Source organism: Saccharopolyspora erythraea (genome assembly GCF_018141105.1).
In the GTDB taxonomy this organism is placed as follows: Bacteria; Actinomycetota; Actinomycetes; order Mycobacteriales; family Pseudonocardiaceae; genus Saccharopolyspora_D; species Saccharopolyspora_D erythraea_A.
In genome coordinates this window covers 711,774-727,026 of record NZ_CP054839.1, presented here as the reverse complement: position 1 = coordinate 727,026, position 15,253 = coordinate 711,774, and the positions used below count along the sequence as shown (strand labels likewise).

The following is a 15,253-nucleotide window of genomic DNA, read 5'->3' as shown; positions in this document are numbered from 1 at the left end:
TGCGATTCCCCTCCGGGCCGAGTATCAGTACTCTGGAGAGTCCCACAGTACAGTTTCCGGTATCGATGTTGATGCGCCTCCCGGTGTCGACGTCGTTGCCGCACCGGCACCAGGAGCGCGAACCGTGATGCCTGCCGACCGCCTGCTTCCCACCCCCGAAGCAACCGACCTGCTCGCCCTGACCAGGGAGATCGCCCGCGACGAGCTCGCAGGGGCCGCCGCCGGGCACGAGGCCGCGGGTACCTTCCCGCGGGAGGTCTTCGAGCTGCTCGGCAAGTCCGGCCTGCTCGGCCTGCCCTACCCGGAGCAGTACGGCGGCGGCGAGCAGCCGTACGAGGTCTACCTGCAGGCACTGGAGGAGATCAGCAGCGCCTGGATGACGGTGGGCGTCGGCCTGTCGGTGCACACCATGGCGTGCTTCCCGCTGGCCCACTTCGGCACCGATGAACAGCGGGAGAAATGGCTGCCCGACATGATCGGCGGCCGGACGCTCGGCGGGTACGCGCTGTCGGAGTCGCACGCGGGCTCCGACGCGGCGGCGCTGAGCACGCGCGCGGTGCGCGCGGACGACGCGTACGAGGTGACCGGCACCAAGTCGTGGATCACCCACGGCGGCGTCGCCGACTTCTACACCCTGATGGCGCGGACCTCCGACGACGGTCCGCGGGGCATCAGCTGCCTGCTGGTCGACGGCACGACGCCCGGCCTGTCGGCGGGCACGCCCGAGCACAAGATGGGGCTCACCGGTTCACCCACGACCGAGCTGCGCTTCGACGGCGCGCGGGTGCCCGCCGAGCGGCTCGTCGGAGCCGAGGGCGACGGGCTCAAGATCGCGCTCGCCGCGCTCGACTCGGGCCGGCTCGGCATCGCCGCCTGCGCCGTCGGCCTCGCCCAGGCCGCGCTGGACCTCGCCGTCGACTACGCCAGGCAGCGCGAGCAGTTCGGGCGGCCGATCATCGAGTTCCAGGGCCTGGAGTTCCTGCTCGCCGACATGGCCGCGGCCGTCCACTCGGCCCGCGCCACCTACCTCGACGGCGCCCGGCGCCGCGACGCCGGCCTGCCGTTCGGCATGCAGGCGTCGGTGGCCAAGCTGGTCGCCACCGACGCGGCGATGAAGGTGACCACCGACGCGGTGCAGGTCCTCGGCGGTGTCGGCTACACCCGCGACTTCCCCGCCGAGCGCTACATGCGCGAAGCCAAGGTGCTGCAGATCTTCGAAGGCACCAACCAGATCCAGCGCATGCTCATCGGCCGCCACCTGGCGAAGGGCTGAGGGGCGGCGGGGGCGCCCGCCTCACTACCCGCCAGCGCTCGAGCACAACAGGGATCAGGTTCCGTAGCGGTCAGCCTTGAGCGCGTCGACGAACCGCGCCCAGGCGGCCGCGCTCAAGGCAATAGTCCCGCCCTGGCGGTCCTTCGTGTCGCGGACCCCGACAACCCCTGGAGCGAACCCGATCTCGACGCATGCGGTGCTGTCACCGCTACGGCTGCTCTTGCGCCAGCCGGCCAATGCGTGGGTCATGTCTCTCGCCCCTCGAACCGAGCCGCGCATGCGGCGATGAGCTTGGCTGATTCGTCCGGTGGCAGCGCCACCTCTTCGATCCTAGCGATCGTGCGACGGAAAGGTGACTCCTCTTCAGGATCAGTGAGGACCAAGCCCGCGTTCTGCGCTTCCACGTAGATGGCCGTGCCACCTCGCTCGGTTTCAAGCAGCATGAAACCTCCGTCGAGACCCTTGTGCGCCCCGAGCCTCATCGGAACAACTCGCACGACGATGTTCGGGCGTTCGGCCGCCTTGAGAACGTGGCTGAACTGTTCCGCAGCGACGGCGGGACCTCCTACCGGACGATGCAGCACAGCTTCGTCCATGAACACCACCAGGTCAGCCGGGCTGGTCTTGTACAGAACGCCTTGGCGGACCTGCCTGATGTTGACCGCCTCGTCGATCTCCGGGCCCGTCTTGTAGCCGGACTCGAAGATAGCCCGTGAGTAGTCCCGGGTTTGCAGCAAGCCGGGCACGTACGAAGACGTCACCTCCGTGATGCGAGCAGCCCGTTGTTCCGCGTCGATCAGGCCCGTGATCTGGGCGGCCAGACCCTTGTGCAGCTCCCACCACGCCGGTTGGTCCAGCTCCCGCGCCATCTTCAGCAGTTGCTCGCGTTCGTCGCCCTTGATCCGAAGCCCGGCCAACAGGGTTGCTACATCGGCTTCGGTGATGCCTTGCTTCGCGTTCTCGATGCGGCTGACCTTCGCACGCGACAGTCCGACCTCCGCCGCGAGCTGTTCGAGGGTCAGCCCGAGCGCCTTGCGTGCGACGCGAAGCTCCTTCGCCAAGGCATGAGCACGGGGTGTGTTGACCATGCGTGCAGCGTAAGGGTGCGATCACGCGCCGCGATGATCGCCCGATCGCGTAATTGAGAGTTCTCATCTCTACTGAGAATCTTCAGGGCAGCAGAGAGTGAGCAGGACCGAAGCACCGGGGGTAGTGCCGTGTGGCCATTCGAGCGCGATCCGGCGGCGTTGCTGGCGCTGCGGGACGACGTCGTCTACTGGATCGTCCCGGCGCTGTGCCGGGTGCGGCACGGCATCACCGACAAGCCCGGCCGCTGGCCTGCGGGCACCGCCGTCACGGCCCTGTGCGGCCTCGCGGTGAAGATACCGTGTCCGACTCCGCTGAACTCCGAGCCGCGGACGCGCGGGATCACCGAGCAGTGCCCGGAATGCGCTGCCGAGTACGAGCGCAAGGGCTTCCACTCGACCGTTTGGGACTTCTAGAACCCGTGAGTCTTTGGGGGTCGCTATATATAGCGACCCCCAAAGACTCACGGGTCATGACAGGCGAGTTCAGGTCAGAGAGGCCGGAGGCCCCAGGAGGCGATCCAGGTTTCGCCGGGCTGGAGGACGAGCAGGTCCTCGCCGGAGTTGAGGGCGGCCGGGGGGCAGGTCATCGGCTCGATGGCGACCGCCCGTCCCCGCCCGGGGAAGTCGTCGGCGGTGTAGACCTGCACCCACTTGAACACCGGGTCCGCCCACAGCTCCACGCCGTGGCCGGTGGGGTCGGTGAGGGTGTGGCGGATGCGCTCCCGCGGGTCGTCCGGGGCGGGCGCGGCGCCGCCGAAGGCGGTGTCGAGCAGGACGCCCGCGAGCCTGCGCCCGGTGCGGAACTCGATCTCGTCGCCCTGCAGCGCTCTGGGCGGCCGGGTGGGCAGCAGCCGCTCCGGGTCGACCGGCAGCACGCTGGAGGCCGCCAGCCGCAGGACGCAGTCGTCGGTCTCGGCGTGCCCCGCCCGCGGGTAGGGGTGCACGCCGACGCCGAAGGGCGTGGCGCGGGCGCCGAGGTTCTCCACGGTGTGGGTGACGGTGAGCCCGTCGTCGTCGAGGGTGTAGCCGATGGAGGTCAGCAGCGGCACCGGCCAGCCCGGCTGCGACACCACCATCGCGTGCAGCACGACCGTGGACTCGGCGTGCTCGACCAGCCGCCACGGCGCGTGCCGCAGCAGGCCGTGGATGGCGTTGTGCCGCGCAGGCTCGGAGAGCGCGAGCTGCTGCGGCTCGCCGTCCAGCGTCCAGTGCCCGTCGGCGACCCGGTTGGGCCACGGCACCAGCACCGCTCCCGCCGCCGAAGGCGGCTGCTCGTCGGGCCCGTAGGTCTCCGAGTACGGCACCCCGCCGACCTCGAACGCGCGAAGCGCCGCGCCGACCTCGGTGACGACGGCCCGCGCGGCGCCATGGGCGATCTCGAACTGCCGGCCGGTGGCGGGAACTGGATCATTCACGTGACCACTGTATTCCGGCCACCGGCCCGGCGGCCTACTTGCTGAGCTTGGCGGCGTCGAATCGTGTCTTGCCGGTGACGAAGTAGTTAATCACCCAGAAGATCACGCCGATTCCCAGCAGCGCACCCGCGATGAGGTACTCGTCGACCGGCCGCCCCGACAGCGGGCTGGCGAAGAAGGCGCAGCTCAGCGCGCCGAGCACGGGCACCCAGGTGGGGGCCTTGAAGTGATCGTGCTCGACCTTGTCCTTGCGCAGCACCAGGACCGCGACGTTGACGACGGCGAAAACCGCGAGCAGCAGCAGCGAGGTGGTGCTGCCGAGGTCGGAGATGTCCAGCGAGCTGACCAGGACCATCGCGATGATGCTGGTGAACAGGATCGACACCCACGGCGTCTGACGGGTGCGGTGCACCGCGCCGAACTGCTTCGGGATGATCTTCTCCTGGGCCATGCCGTAGACCAGCCTGCTGGCCATCAGCATGTTGATCAGCGCGGTGTTGGTGACCGCGAACAGCGCGATCGCCGAGAACAGGATCGGCGGGAACCACGGCGCGGCGGCCTGCACGACCAGCAGCAGCGGGCCGTCGGACTCGGCGAGCTCGTCGGTGGGCACCAGCGTCGAGGTGATCAGCGCGATGATCAGGTAGATGGCCGCGGTGATGCTCAGACCCATCAGCAGCGCGCGCGGGAAGTTCTTCGCCGGGTCCTTGGTCTCCTCGGCCATGTTGACCGAGTCCTCGAAGCCGACCATCGCGAAGAACGCCAGCGCGGTCGCCGAGGTGACCGCCAGCAGCGGCGAGGTGTCGGCGTTGAACTGGGTGAGCCTGCTCGGGTCGGGCACCAGATCCGGGTTGCTGCTGCCGCCGAAGATCGCAAAGGCGCCGAAGACGATGACGATCAGCAGACCGGTGAGCTCGACGCAGGTGAGCACCACGTTCATCTTCACCGACTCGCCGACGCCGCGGAGGTTGATGCCGGCCAGGATCAGCAGGAAGCCGATCGCCACCGGCCACGCCGGGACGCCCGGGACGATGGCCTCCAGGTAGTCACCGCTGAACGCCTGCGCGGCCGACGACGCCGAGGTGATGCCGGAGCACATCACCGCGAAGGCGATCAGGAACGTCACGAAGTGCACGCCGAAGGCGCGGTGCACGTACAGCGGGGCGCCGCCCGCCTTCGGGTACTTGCCGACCAGTTCCAGGTAGCTGAAGGCGGTCAGGAAGGCCACCAGGAACGCGACCAGGAACGGGATCCACAACGCGCCGCCGACCTTGCCGGCGACCTTGCCGGTCAGGGAGTAGATCGTGGTCCCGAGGATGTCCCCGACCACGAAGAACAGCAGCAGTTTCGGACCCATGACCTTCTTGAGGCCAGGGTTCTGCGCACCGCCGGGCGCGTCGTCGTTCACGGTCGTTTCGTTGGCCATAGCTGAGCAGTGTGCAGGTTGGGGCGGGCGCTTGTCTGCCCACCCCTGAACAAAGTGCACTGGTTGCTGCCGCCCGGCCTCAGCAACACGCCCATCGCCACCGTGACGTATGCCTCCGGTTACTCAGCGTTGGCCTTCTCCGCCGGTTCGTCGTTCTCCTGGGGAGCGCGATAACGCCAGAAGGCGGGTAGGCACAACACCGCCAGGATGGCGAAGAACACGACCAGCGCACCGCCGCCCGCGACCGCCGCGCCGGTGCCGACGACCGCCCCGCCCGCGCCGTGCAGCACGTCGGCCAGCCGCGGGCCGCCCGCGACGACGACGGTGAACACGCCCTGCATCCGGCCGCGCATCTCGTCGGTGGCGGCCGCCTGGAGCATCGCGCTGCGGTAGACCATGCTGACCAGGTCCGCGCCGCCTCCGATGGCGAGGAACAGCACCGCCAGCCACAGGGCGTCGGACATCCCGAAGCCGATCACGGCGACCCCCCAGCCGACGACGCCGAGCGTGACGCCCACGCCGTGGCGCTGCACGCGGTGCAGCCAGCCGGACAGGACGCCGAAGACGAACGAGCCCAGCGGGATCGCCGCGAACAGCAGTCCCAGCGCCACGCCCCCGCCCGGCGGGTCGCCGAAGGTCCGCTCGGCCATCTCCGGGAACAGCGCGCGCGGCATCCCGAACACCATCGCGATGATGTCCATCAGGAACGACGCCAGCAGCACCTTGTGCAGCGTCAGGTAGCGGAAGCCGTCGAGGATCGAGCGCAGGCCGGCGCGGGCAGGCGCGCCCTCGTTGGGCGGCAGCGGCGGCAGGCGCAGCACCGCCCACAGCGCCGCGCACAGGGCGATCGCGTCGACCAGGTACAGCACCGGCAGCCCCAGCAGCGGCAGCAGCATCCCCGCCAGCAGGGGCCCGGTGATCGCGCCGAGCTGGAAGACCGTGGCGCCCAGCGCCTGCGCCGACGGCAGCAGGTGCAGCGGCAGCAGCCGCGCGATGGCGGCACCGCGCGTGGGCATGTTCACGGCGAAGAAGGTCTGCTGCGCGGCGAACAGCACCAGCACCAGCCACACCGACCGGACGCCTCCGGCGGCGACGAGCCACAGCAGCACGGCCGTGACCGCGAGACCGCCGTTGGTGACCAGCAGCAGGCGGCGCCGGTCGACGGTGTCGGCGATCGCGCCGCCCCACAGGCCGAACACCAGCAGCGGCACCAGCCCGAACAGGCCCGCCAGGCCGACGTAGGCCGAGGAACTTGTCAGGTCGTAGACCTGCTTGGGCACCGCGACGGAGCTGACCTGGGCGCCCACCGAGGTGACGATGTTGGAGATCCACAGCCTGCGGTAGGCCGGGTACCGGAGCGGCCGGGTGTCGAGGAAGACCTTTCCGAGCCGGGACCGGAGGGTCCGCCGTTCCGCCACCGCCTCGCCGCTGCGCTCCTGCACAAGTGCAAGACCCTAGCCGTTAGTGCGGCTAACAGCATCGGGGTTTCCGGGGACGTGTGACCGAACTCGCCGCCGAGCACGACCGTCCGGGTGATGGGAGAGCCCCGCGACGGCGGTCGCGGGGCTCTGCCGAGCGAACCAGCGGCTCAGGGGGCGAGGCGCTCCACGACCCAGGCGCCGTCGTTGTTGCGGAAGCGCAGCCGGTCGTGCAGCCGGTCGGGGCGGCCCTGCCAGAACTCGACCGACTCCGGCACGATCCGCCATCCGCCCCAGTGCGGCGGGACCGGGACCTTCTCGGCGTCGGCGAACCGGCGTTCGATGCCGTTGAGCGTCGACTGCAGCGCCGGGCGGCCCGAGACCACCCGCGACTGCGGCGAGGCCCACGCGCCGAGCTGCGAGCCCCGCGGGCGCTCCGCCCAGTACTCGGCGGTCTCCTCCTGGCTCACCTTCTCCACGGTGCCCCGCACGTTGACCTGGCGCTGCATCGCCAGCCACGGGAAGGTGGCCGCCGCGAACCGGGTCACCTTCAGGTCGTGGCTCTTGGCCGAGGTGTAGTTGGTGAAGAACACCACTCCCCGCGCGTCGAAGCCCTTGCACAGCACCGTCCGCGAGGACGGCAGGCCGTCGGCGTCGGCGGTGGCCAGCACCATGGCGTTGGCCTCGTGGATCGAAGGCTCGTGCACGGCCTGCTCGAACCAGAGCCCGAACTGCTCGTGCCAGGTCCCGGCGAGCGAACCTTCGTCCAGCGAACCCGCCTCGTAGGACACTCGCATGGACGGCAACGTGGCCGTGGGGGTGGAGTTCGCCTCCGACATCCGCTCTTCCTCCCTGACTCGTCCGGCATGTCCTGCGGCACGACTCGACTGCGACCGGCGGTTGCCCGCCGGACGGTACGGGTTGAACTGGCGGGCGCGCGTGGTGGGCGCGCCGGACACCGGTACGACGGTAAACGGGATGGGAACTGTTGCCGAATCGCCGATGGTTCACGATCGATTCCGCAAACGATGCAGTGAGGCGACCCACACCCGTTCGGCCGCGGACGAAACGGACGAGTCGGACGCGCTGCGCGGCGCCCCGCCCGGACGGATGCTGAGCACTCCGGGCGGCGGGTCCGACATCTGGGGGTTGCCGATGGACGAGGAGTCGGGCGGCCGGGTCCTGGCGCTCTCCGACGGCGTGTTCGCGATCGCCGCGACGTTGCTCGCGCTCGATCTGCGGGTGCCCGAGGGGCTGCCGTCCGGCGAGTTGCACGCCGCCCTCCACCGGATGGTGTCCCCGTTGGAGGGCTATGCCATCGCCTTCCTGGTGATCGGCGTGCTGTGGCTGGGACACCACCAGCTCTTCGCGCTGATGCGCCGGATCGGCCCGCGCGTCGCCGCCCTGAACGTGCTGCTGCTCCTGTTGGTCGCGCTGCTGCCGTTCCCGTCGTCGGTGGTCAACGACTACGACGACGAGCCCGTCGTGGTGATCTCCTACGCGCTGAACGTGTGTTTGATCGCGCTGGTCCAGGTGGCGATCGTGGCCGTGGCACTGCACGAGGACGACTTCGTGCCGGGGGTCACCAGGGCACGTGCGTACGTGCCCTCGGCGATCACCGCCGGGGTGTTTCTGCTCTCGATGCCGATCGCGCTGGTCAGCACGCGGTGGGCGATGCTGAGCTGGTTGCTGCTGATACCGGGCCAATTCGTCGAAGCCCGCGTCAACCGCGCACCGGGTAGCGGCGGTTGAGCAGGCACGGCGTCCGATTCCCGCCGGACACGGCCGTTCGCGATGCCCACACTGCCTACTGTGGACTTCCTCGAAGATGTGATCGATCTTTTCACCGTGGCCTGCGCAGGGTTCGAGCGGATGCTGCGCGAAGTGCGGCCGGACCAGTGGACTTCGCCGACGCCCTGCGCGGAGTGGGACGTGCGCCAACTCGTCAACCACGTGGCCAGGGGCAACCTCAACTACGTGGCGCTGCTGGACGGCTGCACCGCGGCGGGTTTCCTGCGGATGCGCGACGCCGACGCGTTGGGCGCGGATCCGGTCGGCGCCTACACGCGGTCCGCGCGGGAGTGCACCGCCGCGTTCACGCGCCCCGGCGCGCTGCGGCAGGTCCTCGACTACCCCTTGGGACCGATCCAGGGTCGGCAGGCGCTCGCCGTGAGGACGGTGGACACCGCTGTCCACACATGGGACCTCGCACGTGCCATCGGGGCATCCGAAGAGCTCGACACCGGCCTGATCGCGTGGATCGACGGCCACCTGGACGGGATCTACGCGGGCCTGGCCGAAACCCCCACCTCGGCAAGCACGACCCACCGTTTCTTCGCAGCTCCCGGCGGAGCGCCCGAACCCGGCGCGTCGCAGCAGGACCGGTTGCTGCACCGGATGGGCAGACGTCCCGTTCGCGTCGATGAAGTCCAAGTGCCCGACCACACCTGACCACCGCGCCCGGAATCCCGCTGATACCGGGCGGGCGGCACTCACCACACCTCGCGGGTGAGCACCTCGGCGTCCGGGTGGTGGCCGAGCGCCTCGGCGAGCCCGCGCTGGGCGGTGACCGCGTCGGCGGCCACCGACGTCGCCAGCGCTCCCCCGCGGGCCAACGGTGCCAGCGACCACCACTCGCCCCCGGCCGGGGCCGCCGGGTCGTGGTCCCACACCACCGTCTCGGTCGCCAGCACCCGCGCGCCCGCGAGGTAGCCAGCGCTGCCCGCCAGCCGGTGCTCGCCGATGTCCAGCCGCTGCCGGAGCAGCGGCGTGCCCGCGCGCACGACGTGCGTGCTGGTGGTCAGCACCCCCGGATTCTCCCCGTACCTGCCCAGCACCAGGACCTCGCGGCAGCGGGCGCGGGCGTGCTCGGCCAGCTCGACGCGCATGTCCGCCCGGTGGTCGGCGCGGGCGCTGACCACCGTCGCCTCCGGCAGGTACTCGACGGTCTCGCCCGCCTCGACCTCGATGCGGACGGTCGCGTGGCTGTGCCCGGCGCGCTGGCCGGGCAGGGCGACCGTCGCCGCCGTGCCGCTCAGCCGCAGCGCGGCCCCGGCACCGACGTGGACGCGCAGGTCGACGCGGTCACCGCCCATCGGGGAGGTGGCCGACCCGACCAGGTGCACCACGGCGGGACCTCCCGCGGCCGACACGACGCCACGGCGCGGGATGAGCGTGATCGGCGGCTGAGACCGCAGTTCGCGGACGACGTTGCGGCCGTCGGCGGCCAGCTCGACGCGCAGCGCCGCGGTGGCCCTCACGACTCACGCACCGACGACGACCCCGGCGGCGAGCTGCTGCCGCACCCACGCCGAGACGTCGGGGGCGTTGGGCGTGCGGGTCAGCGACTGCGTGACCACCGGCAGATCGCCGCGCATCCGGTGCGCGTCGGAGACCATGACCGCCATGTCCGCGCCGACCTGCTCGGCGAGGTCCACCTTGTTGATGACCAGCAGGTCGGCGGTGGTGACGCCCGGGCCGCCCTTGCGCGGCACCTTGTCGCCGCCCGCCACGTCGACGACGAAGATCTGGCTGTCGGCCAGGCCCCGGCTGAACACCGCCGTGAGGTTGTCCCCACCGCTCTCCACGATGACCAGCTCCAGCCCGGGGTGGCGCTCCTCCAGCTTCTCGACGGCGTCGAGGTTGGCGGTGATGTCGTCGCGGATCGCGGTGTGCGGGCAGGCGCCGGTCTGCACGGCCTCGATGCGGTCGGTGTCGAGCACACCCGCCCTGCGCAGGAAGTCGGCGTCCTCGGTGGTGTAGATGTCGTTGGTCACCACCGCGAGATTGGTCTCCGAGCCCAGCGCCCGGCAGAGCGCGGCGGTCAGCGCGGTCTTGCCGCTGCCGACGGGACCGCCGATGCCCAGCCGGAAGGCCCGGCCGCCGCGCGGCTCGGCGCCGTAGGGGTCGGGCTCGGCGGCCGTCGGGTCGAAGCTGACCTGGTGCCGGTGGCCGTGGCCGTGCCCGTTGCCGACGTGCTCGTGGCCGTGGTCGTGGTGTTCAGGAAGCAAAGAGACGCACCTCTTCCCGGTGATGTCGATCGTGCGACTCGGCGAGCAGGTCCAGGGCCGGGGCGCCGGGCGCGGGCAGGTCCGCCGGGTCCAGCCCGGCGGCCGACGCGGCGGCGTCGGCGATGCCGTCGAGGTCGCGGGCCAGCTCGGCCACCACCGCGTTGACCGCGAAGGGGTCGAGCCCGAGCAGCCGGACTCCCGCCGACGACGGTCCGCTGACGGCGAGGTAGCCCGCGGTCAGCGCCGCCTCCCTGGGACCGGAACCGGCCGTCGCGGCCAGCACCCCGAGCACGATCGGGTGGTGTGGCCGCGGGGTCGCGGCCACCAGTTCGGAGAGCACCGGCGAGGGCCACGCGGCCCGGCCGGCGCGGATCGTTCCCCTGCCCTGCGCGCGGGACGCCTCCCGCTGCGCGGGCGAGGGGGTGCGGGCGTCCAGCTCGGCGTCCAGCCGCAGCCAATGCCCCTGCCGGACGCCGCGAGCTGCGGCATGCGCGGCGGCAGCGGCGAACACGGCCTGCAGCGCACCCGCCCCGTGCAACCGCCCGTAGAGGAACTCGCGCAGGTCGGCGATGCCGGTGACCAGACCGCGAGCGGCGGCCTCCTCCACACCGCCGGAGTGCACGTGGCCACCGCCGGGGAACCGTGAGTCGGCCAGCGCGAGCACCGCGAGGCCGGAGCGCGGGCCGGGCATCAGAACAGGAAGTAGCGCTGGGTCATCGGAAGCTCCGAGACCGGGTCCTGCTCGACCAGGTCGCCGTCGATGCGCACCGCGAAGCTGTCCGGGTCGACCTCGATGTCCGGAGTCGCCGAGTTGTGCGGCAGATCGTGCTTGGTGACCCCGCGAGTGCTGTCGATGGGCACCAGTTCCGTCGACAGACCGAGCTGGTCCGGCAGGCCCGCCTCCAGCGCGTCCGGTGCGACGAAGAACATGCTGCTCGCGGCGGCGGCGCGAGGTTGTGCACCGAACATCGGGCGGCCGACGTAGGGCTGCGGCGTCGGGATGGAGGCGTTGGCGTCACCCATCGCCGCCCATGCGGGGAAGCCGCCCTTGAGCACCACGTCGGGGCGCACGCCGAAGAACTTCGGCTCCCACAGCACCAGGTCGGCAACCTTTCCGGCCTCCACCGAACCGACGTGCCCGCTGATGCCGTGCGCGATGGCCGGGTTGATCGTGTACTTGGCGACGTAGCGCTGCGCCCGGGCATTGTCGGCCCGCCCGTCACCGGGCAGGGCACCGCGCTTGCGCTTCATCACGTGCGCGGTCTGCCAGGTGCGGATGATGACCTCGCCGATGCGCCCCATGGCCTGCGCGTCCGAGCTCATGATCGAGATCGCGCCCATGTCCTGCAGCACGTCCTCGGCCGCGATCGTCGACGGCCGGATGCGGCTCTCGGCGAAGGCGAGGTCCTCGGGCACCGACGGGTTGAGGTGGTGGCAGACCATCACCATGTCGAGGTGCTCGTCGATGGTGTTGACGGTGTGCGGGCGGGTCGGGTTGGTCGAGGACGGCAGCGCGTTGGGCTCCGAGGCGATCCGGATGATGTCGGGCGCGTGCCCGCCACCGGCGCCCTCGGCGTGGAAGACCGAGATCGAGCGGCCGTTGACCGCCGCCAGCGTCGACTCGTAGAAGCCCGCCTCGTTGAGCGTGTCGGCGTGCAGCGCGACCTGGACGCCGGACTCCTCGGCGACCCGCAGCGCGCTGTCGATCACCGCCGGGGTCGCGCCCCAGTCCTCGTGGATCTTGAAGCCGCCCGCGCCCGCGCGCAGCTGCTCGCGCAGCGCCTCGGCGCGCATCGTGCTGCCCTTGCCGAGCAGCAGCACGTTCACCGGCATGAAGTCCATCGAGCGCATGACGCGGCCGAGGTTCCACGCGCCCGGGGTGACGGTCGTGGCCTTGCTGCCCTCGGCCGGTCCGGTGCCGCCGCCGATGAGCGTGGTGAGCCCGGCCGACATCGCGACCTCCACCGCCTGCGGGCAGATGAAGTGCACGTGGCAGTCGATGCCCCCGGCCGTCAGGATCTTGCCGTTGCCCGCGATGACCTCGGTGGACGGGCCGATGACCAGCGCGTCGTCGACGTCGTCGCCCGCCTCGGGGTTGCCCGCCTTGCCGATGCCGGCGATGCGGCCGTTCCGGATGCCGACGTCGGCCTTGACCACGCCCCAGTGGTCGAGGACGACCGCCCCGGTGATGATCACGTCCGGGGTGCCCTCGGCGCGGGTGGCCGCCGACTGCCCCATCGACTCGCGGACGACCTTGCCGCCGCCGAAGACCACCTCGTCGCCGGAGCCGCGCGGGCCCTGGCTGCGGTCCTCGGTGACCTCGATGAACAGGTCGGTGTCGGCGAGGCGGATCCGGTCGCCGGTGGTCGGGCCGAACAGCTCGGCGTAGCGGTCCCGGTCGATCGACGGTGTGCTCACTCGAAGTGCCCCTGGCCTTTCTCCCCGTAGTTCGGCGCGGTGGGTTCGTGGCCGCGGCCGTCGAGCTCGCCCGCGTACTCGGGCCGCAGACCCGGCACCCGCCGCGATCCGCCGACCGGCACCAGGGAGACCTCCCGCTCCACCCCCGGCTCGAAGCGCACGGCGGTGCCCGCGGCGACGTCGAGGCGGTGGCCCCACGCCGCGGCGCGGTCGAACTCCAGGCCCTCGTTGACCGCGGCGAAGTGGTAGTGCGAACCGACCTGCACGGCGCGGTCGGCGCGGTTGACCACGGTGATCCGGACCCGCGGGCGGCCCGGGTTCAGCGGGACCGGCCCGTCACCGGTGATGATCTCTCCGGGGCGCATCGGCAACGCTCCTCCTCGCCGGGCGGCAGAACCGCGGTCGCGCGGTCAGTTGATCGGGTCGTGGACGGTGACGAGCTTGGTTCCGTCCGGGAAGGTCGCCTCGACCTGGACCTCGTGCACCATGTCGGCCACCCCGTCGAGCACCTGCTCGGCGGTCAGGACCTCGCGGCCGGACCTCATCAGCTCGGAGACGCTGCGCCCGTCCCGCGCGCCCTCCACGACGTGGTCGGTGATGAGCGCCACGGCCTCCGGGTGGTTCAGCCTCAGACCGCGGTCCATCCGCTCGCGGGCGAGCCGGGCCGCGACGTGGACGAGAAGCTTGTCGCGCTCGTGGGGAGCAAGGTGCATGTTGCTTCTTTAGCACATCGCCACCAGCGCCAAATCGACGTGACCTGGCGTTTTACCTCCACATGATTGTTCATTTACAACCTTTTTTCACGCGTTTGTGCTCGCAGGAGTTGATTCGGGGAGCACGCTGTGATCTTTGTCATCAGTTCGGTCAGGGCATTCGATCCGATTGCGTGAGCGCCACCCCGCGGTGCACTGTTGCACGACAACCACGGCCGCTTCCGCGTTCCGAACCCCCGCCACGTCGAACCGCGCGCGCCCGCGCGCGGCACCACCGAGCGTGAGAGACGAGGCATCATGAGCAACGCAGGCGAGTCCGGTTTCCGCCCCGGCCTGGAGGGCGTGGTCGCCTTCCAGACCGAGATCGCCGAGCCCGACCGCGACGGCGGCGCGCTGCGCTACCGCGGCGTGGACATCGAGGACCTGGTCGGCACGGTCTCCTTCGGGGACGTCTGGTCGCTGCTGGTGGACGGCCGCTTCGGCGACGGCCTGCCGACCACCCCCGACCTCACGCTCCCGGTGCGCACCGGTGACGTGCGGGTCGACGCGCAGGCCGGGCTGGCGATGCTGGCGCCGTCGCAGGGTTTCGCGCCGCTGCTGGACATCACCGACGAGCAAGCGCGCGAACAGCTCGCCCAGGCGTCGGTGCTCGGGCTCTCCTACGTGGCGCAGTCGGCGCGCGGCGACCTCCCGCCGGTATCGCAGCAGCGGGTCGAGGAGGCGGCGACCACGACCGAGCAGTTCCTCACCCTCTGGCGCGGCGAGCCCGACCCCCGCCACGTGCGGGCGCTGGACGCCTACTGGGTCTCGGCCGCCGAGCACGGGCTGAACGCCTCGACGTTCACCGCCCGCGTGATCGCCTCCACCGGGGCCGATGTCGCGGCGGCGCTCTCCGGCGCGGTCGGCGCGATGTCGGGACCGCTGCACGGCGGCGCCCCGGCCCGGGTGCTGCCGATGATCGCCGAGGCCGAGCGGACCGGTGACGCCCGCCGGGTCGTGGAGTCCATCCTGGACCGCGGCGAGCGGCTGATGGGCTTCGGCCACCGCGTCTACCGGGCGGAGGACCCGCGTGCGCGGGTGCTGCGCACCACCTGCGAGCAGCTCTCGGCGCCGCGCTTCGAGGTGGCCGCGGAGCTGGAGCGGGCGGCGCTGTCGGTGCTGCGGGAACGCCGTCCGGACCGGCAGATCGAGACCAACGTGGAGTTCTGGGCCGCGGTGGTCCTGGACTTCGCCGAGGTGCCGACCGCGATGATGCCCGCGATGTTCACGTGCGCCCGCACCGCGGGCTGGTGCGCGCACGTGCTGGAGCAGAAGCGCACCGGTCGGCTGGTCCGCCCGTCGGCGCAGTACGTCGGCCCGGCTCCCCGCGCGCCCCAGGACGTCGAGGGCTGGGGCTCGATCAACCCGCTGGTCGCCGCCGCGGGCTGACCGCACCGCCGGTCTCCACGGGCACGTGACGGCCGCCGCACGTCAGGACGTGCGGCGGCGCGGC

General features: G+C 71.3%; 17 protein-coding genes. 5 read left to right on the top strand and 12 right to left on the bottom strand.

Annotation, left to right across the window (positions count from 1 at the left end; all coding sequences use genetic code 11):
* Positions 1-127: 127 nt before the first annotated feature.
* The gene (locus HUO13_RS03455; protein WP_211900054.1) at positions 128-1,273 is read left to right on the top strand and encodes an acyl-CoA dehydrogenase family protein; all 1,146 of its coding nucleotides are present in this window, start codon (positions 128-130) and stop codon (positions 1,271-1,273) included.
* Positions 1,274-1,327: 54 nt separating this feature from the next.
* Here the strand turns inward: HUO13_RS03455 and HUO13_RS03450 are convergent, their stop codons facing one another.
* Positions 1,328-1,522, bottom strand: a complete 195-nt coding sequence (locus HUO13_RS03450; RefSeq protein WP_211900053.1) for a DUF397 domain-containing protein — start codon at positions 1,520-1,522, stop codon at positions 1,328-1,330.
* Positions 1,519-2,361, bottom strand: coding sequence for a helix-turn-helix domain-containing protein (locus tag HUO13_RS03445; protein ID WP_211900052.1), 843 nt, complete (start codon positions 2,359-2,361; stop codon positions 1,519-1,521). Before HUO13_RS03445 ends, HUO13_RS03450 begins: the two co-directional genes overlap by 4 nt.
* Before the next feature lie 129 nt (positions 2,362-2,490).
* Here HUO13_RS03445 and HUO13_RS03440 point away from each other — a divergent pair, with 129 nt between their 5' ends.
* Positions 2,491-2,775 carry a hypothetical protein gene (locus tag HUO13_RS03440; RefSeq protein WP_211900051.1) on the top strand — a complete coding sequence of 95 codons (285 nt, stop codon included), beginning with the start codon at positions 2,491-2,493 and terminating at the stop codon, positions 2,773-2,775.
* A 74-nt stretch (positions 2,776-2,849) separates the two neighbouring features.
* Here the strand turns inward: HUO13_RS03440 and HUO13_RS03435 are convergent, their stop codons facing one another.
* The 4 genes from HUO13_RS03435 to pdxH all read right to left on the bottom strand — a co-directional run bounded on the left by HUO13_RS03435 (position 2,850) and on the right by pdxH (position 7,459).
* Positions 2,850-3,776 carry an aldose 1-epimerase family protein gene (locus HUO13_RS03435; RefSeq protein ID WP_211900050.1) on the bottom strand — a complete coding sequence of 309 codons (927 nt, stop codon included), beginning with the start codon at positions 3,774-3,776 and terminating at the stop codon, positions 2,850-2,852.
* A gap of 34 nt (positions 3,777-3,810) precedes the next feature.
* A complete protein-coding gene (locus HUO13_RS03430) occupies positions 3,811-5,202 on the bottom strand; it encodes an APC family permease (RefSeq protein WP_211900049.1) in 1,392 nt (463 codons plus the stop codon).
* 119 nt (positions 5,203-5,321) lie between these two features.
* A complete protein-coding gene (locus HUO13_RS03425) occupies positions 5,322-6,644 on the bottom strand; it encodes an MFS transporter (protein WP_211900048.1) in 1,323 nt (440 codons plus the stop codon).
* A 146-nt stretch (positions 6,645-6,790) separates the two neighbouring features.
* Complete coding sequence (gene pdxH, locus HUO13_RS03420; protein ID WP_211900047.1) at positions 6,791-7,459, bottom strand: pyridoxamine 5'-phosphate oxidase; 669 nt, start codon at positions 7,457-7,459, stop codon at positions 6,791-6,793.
* Positions 7,460-7,730: 271 nt separating this feature from the next.
* Here pdxH and HUO13_RS03415 point away from each other — a divergent pair, with 271 nt between their 5' ends.
* Together HUO13_RS03415 and HUO13_RS03410 are read left to right on the top strand one after the other, a co-directional pair.
* Positions 7,731-8,372 (top strand): TMEM175 family protein, encoded by a 642-nt coding sequence (locus HUO13_RS03415; RefSeq protein ID WP_249124422.1) that lies wholly within the window; start codon positions 7,731-7,733, stop codon positions 8,370-8,372.
* A gap of 60 nt (positions 8,373-8,432) precedes the next feature.
* Entirely contained in the window at positions 8,433-9,071 is a 639-nt protein-coding gene (locus tag HUO13_RS03410; RefSeq protein ID WP_249124421.1) for a TIGR03086 family metal-binding protein, read from the top strand.
* 41 nt (positions 9,072-9,112) lie between these two features.
* Here the strand turns inward: HUO13_RS03410 and HUO13_RS03405 are convergent, their stop codons facing one another.
* The 6 genes from HUO13_RS03405 to HUO13_RS03380 are packed head-to-tail and all read right to left on the bottom strand — an operon-like array spanning position 9,113 to position 13,761.
* Positions 9,113-9,880, bottom strand: a complete 768-nt coding sequence (locus HUO13_RS03405) for an urease accessory protein UreD (RefSeq protein WP_211900045.1) — start codon at positions 9,878-9,880, stop codon at positions 9,113-9,115.
* Between the two features lie 3 nt (positions 9,881-9,883).
* Entirely contained in the window at positions 9,884-10,630 is a 747-nt protein-coding gene (gene ureG, locus HUO13_RS03400) for an urease accessory protein UreG (RefSeq protein WP_211900044.1), read from the bottom strand.
* Positions 10,620-11,321 (bottom strand): urease accessory protein UreF, encoded by a 702-nt coding sequence (locus HUO13_RS03395; protein ID WP_211900043.1) that lies wholly within the window; start codon positions 11,319-11,321, stop codon positions 10,620-10,622. The genes ureG and HUO13_RS03395 overlap by 11 nt, the downstream gene beginning before the upstream one ends.
* A complete protein-coding gene (locus tag HUO13_RS03390; protein WP_211900042.1) occupies positions 11,321-13,048 on the bottom strand; it encodes an urease subunit alpha in 1,728 nt (575 codons plus the stop codon). The genes HUO13_RS03395 and HUO13_RS03390 overlap by 1 nt, the downstream gene beginning before the upstream one ends.
* A complete protein-coding gene (locus HUO13_RS03385; protein WP_211900041.1) occupies positions 13,045-13,413 on the bottom strand; it encodes an urease subunit beta in 369 nt (122 codons plus the stop codon). Before HUO13_RS03385 ends, HUO13_RS03390 begins: the two co-directional genes overlap by 4 nt.
* A 45-nt stretch (positions 13,414-13,458) precedes the next feature.
* Positions 13,459-13,761: an urease subunit gamma gene (locus HUO13_RS03380; RefSeq protein WP_211900040.1), complete on the bottom strand. Its 303-nt coding sequence runs from the start codon at positions 13,759-13,761 to the stop codon at positions 13,459-13,461.
* A gap of 297 nt (positions 13,762-14,058) precedes the next feature.
* Here HUO13_RS03380 and HUO13_RS03375 point away from each other — a divergent pair, with 297 nt between their 5' ends.
* Positions 14,059-15,189 carry a citrate synthase 2 gene (locus HUO13_RS03375; protein WP_211900039.1) on the top strand — a complete coding sequence of 377 codons (1,131 nt, stop codon included), beginning with the start codon at positions 14,059-14,061 and terminating at the stop codon, positions 15,187-15,189.
* Positions 15,190-15,253 lie beyond the last annotated feature (64 nt).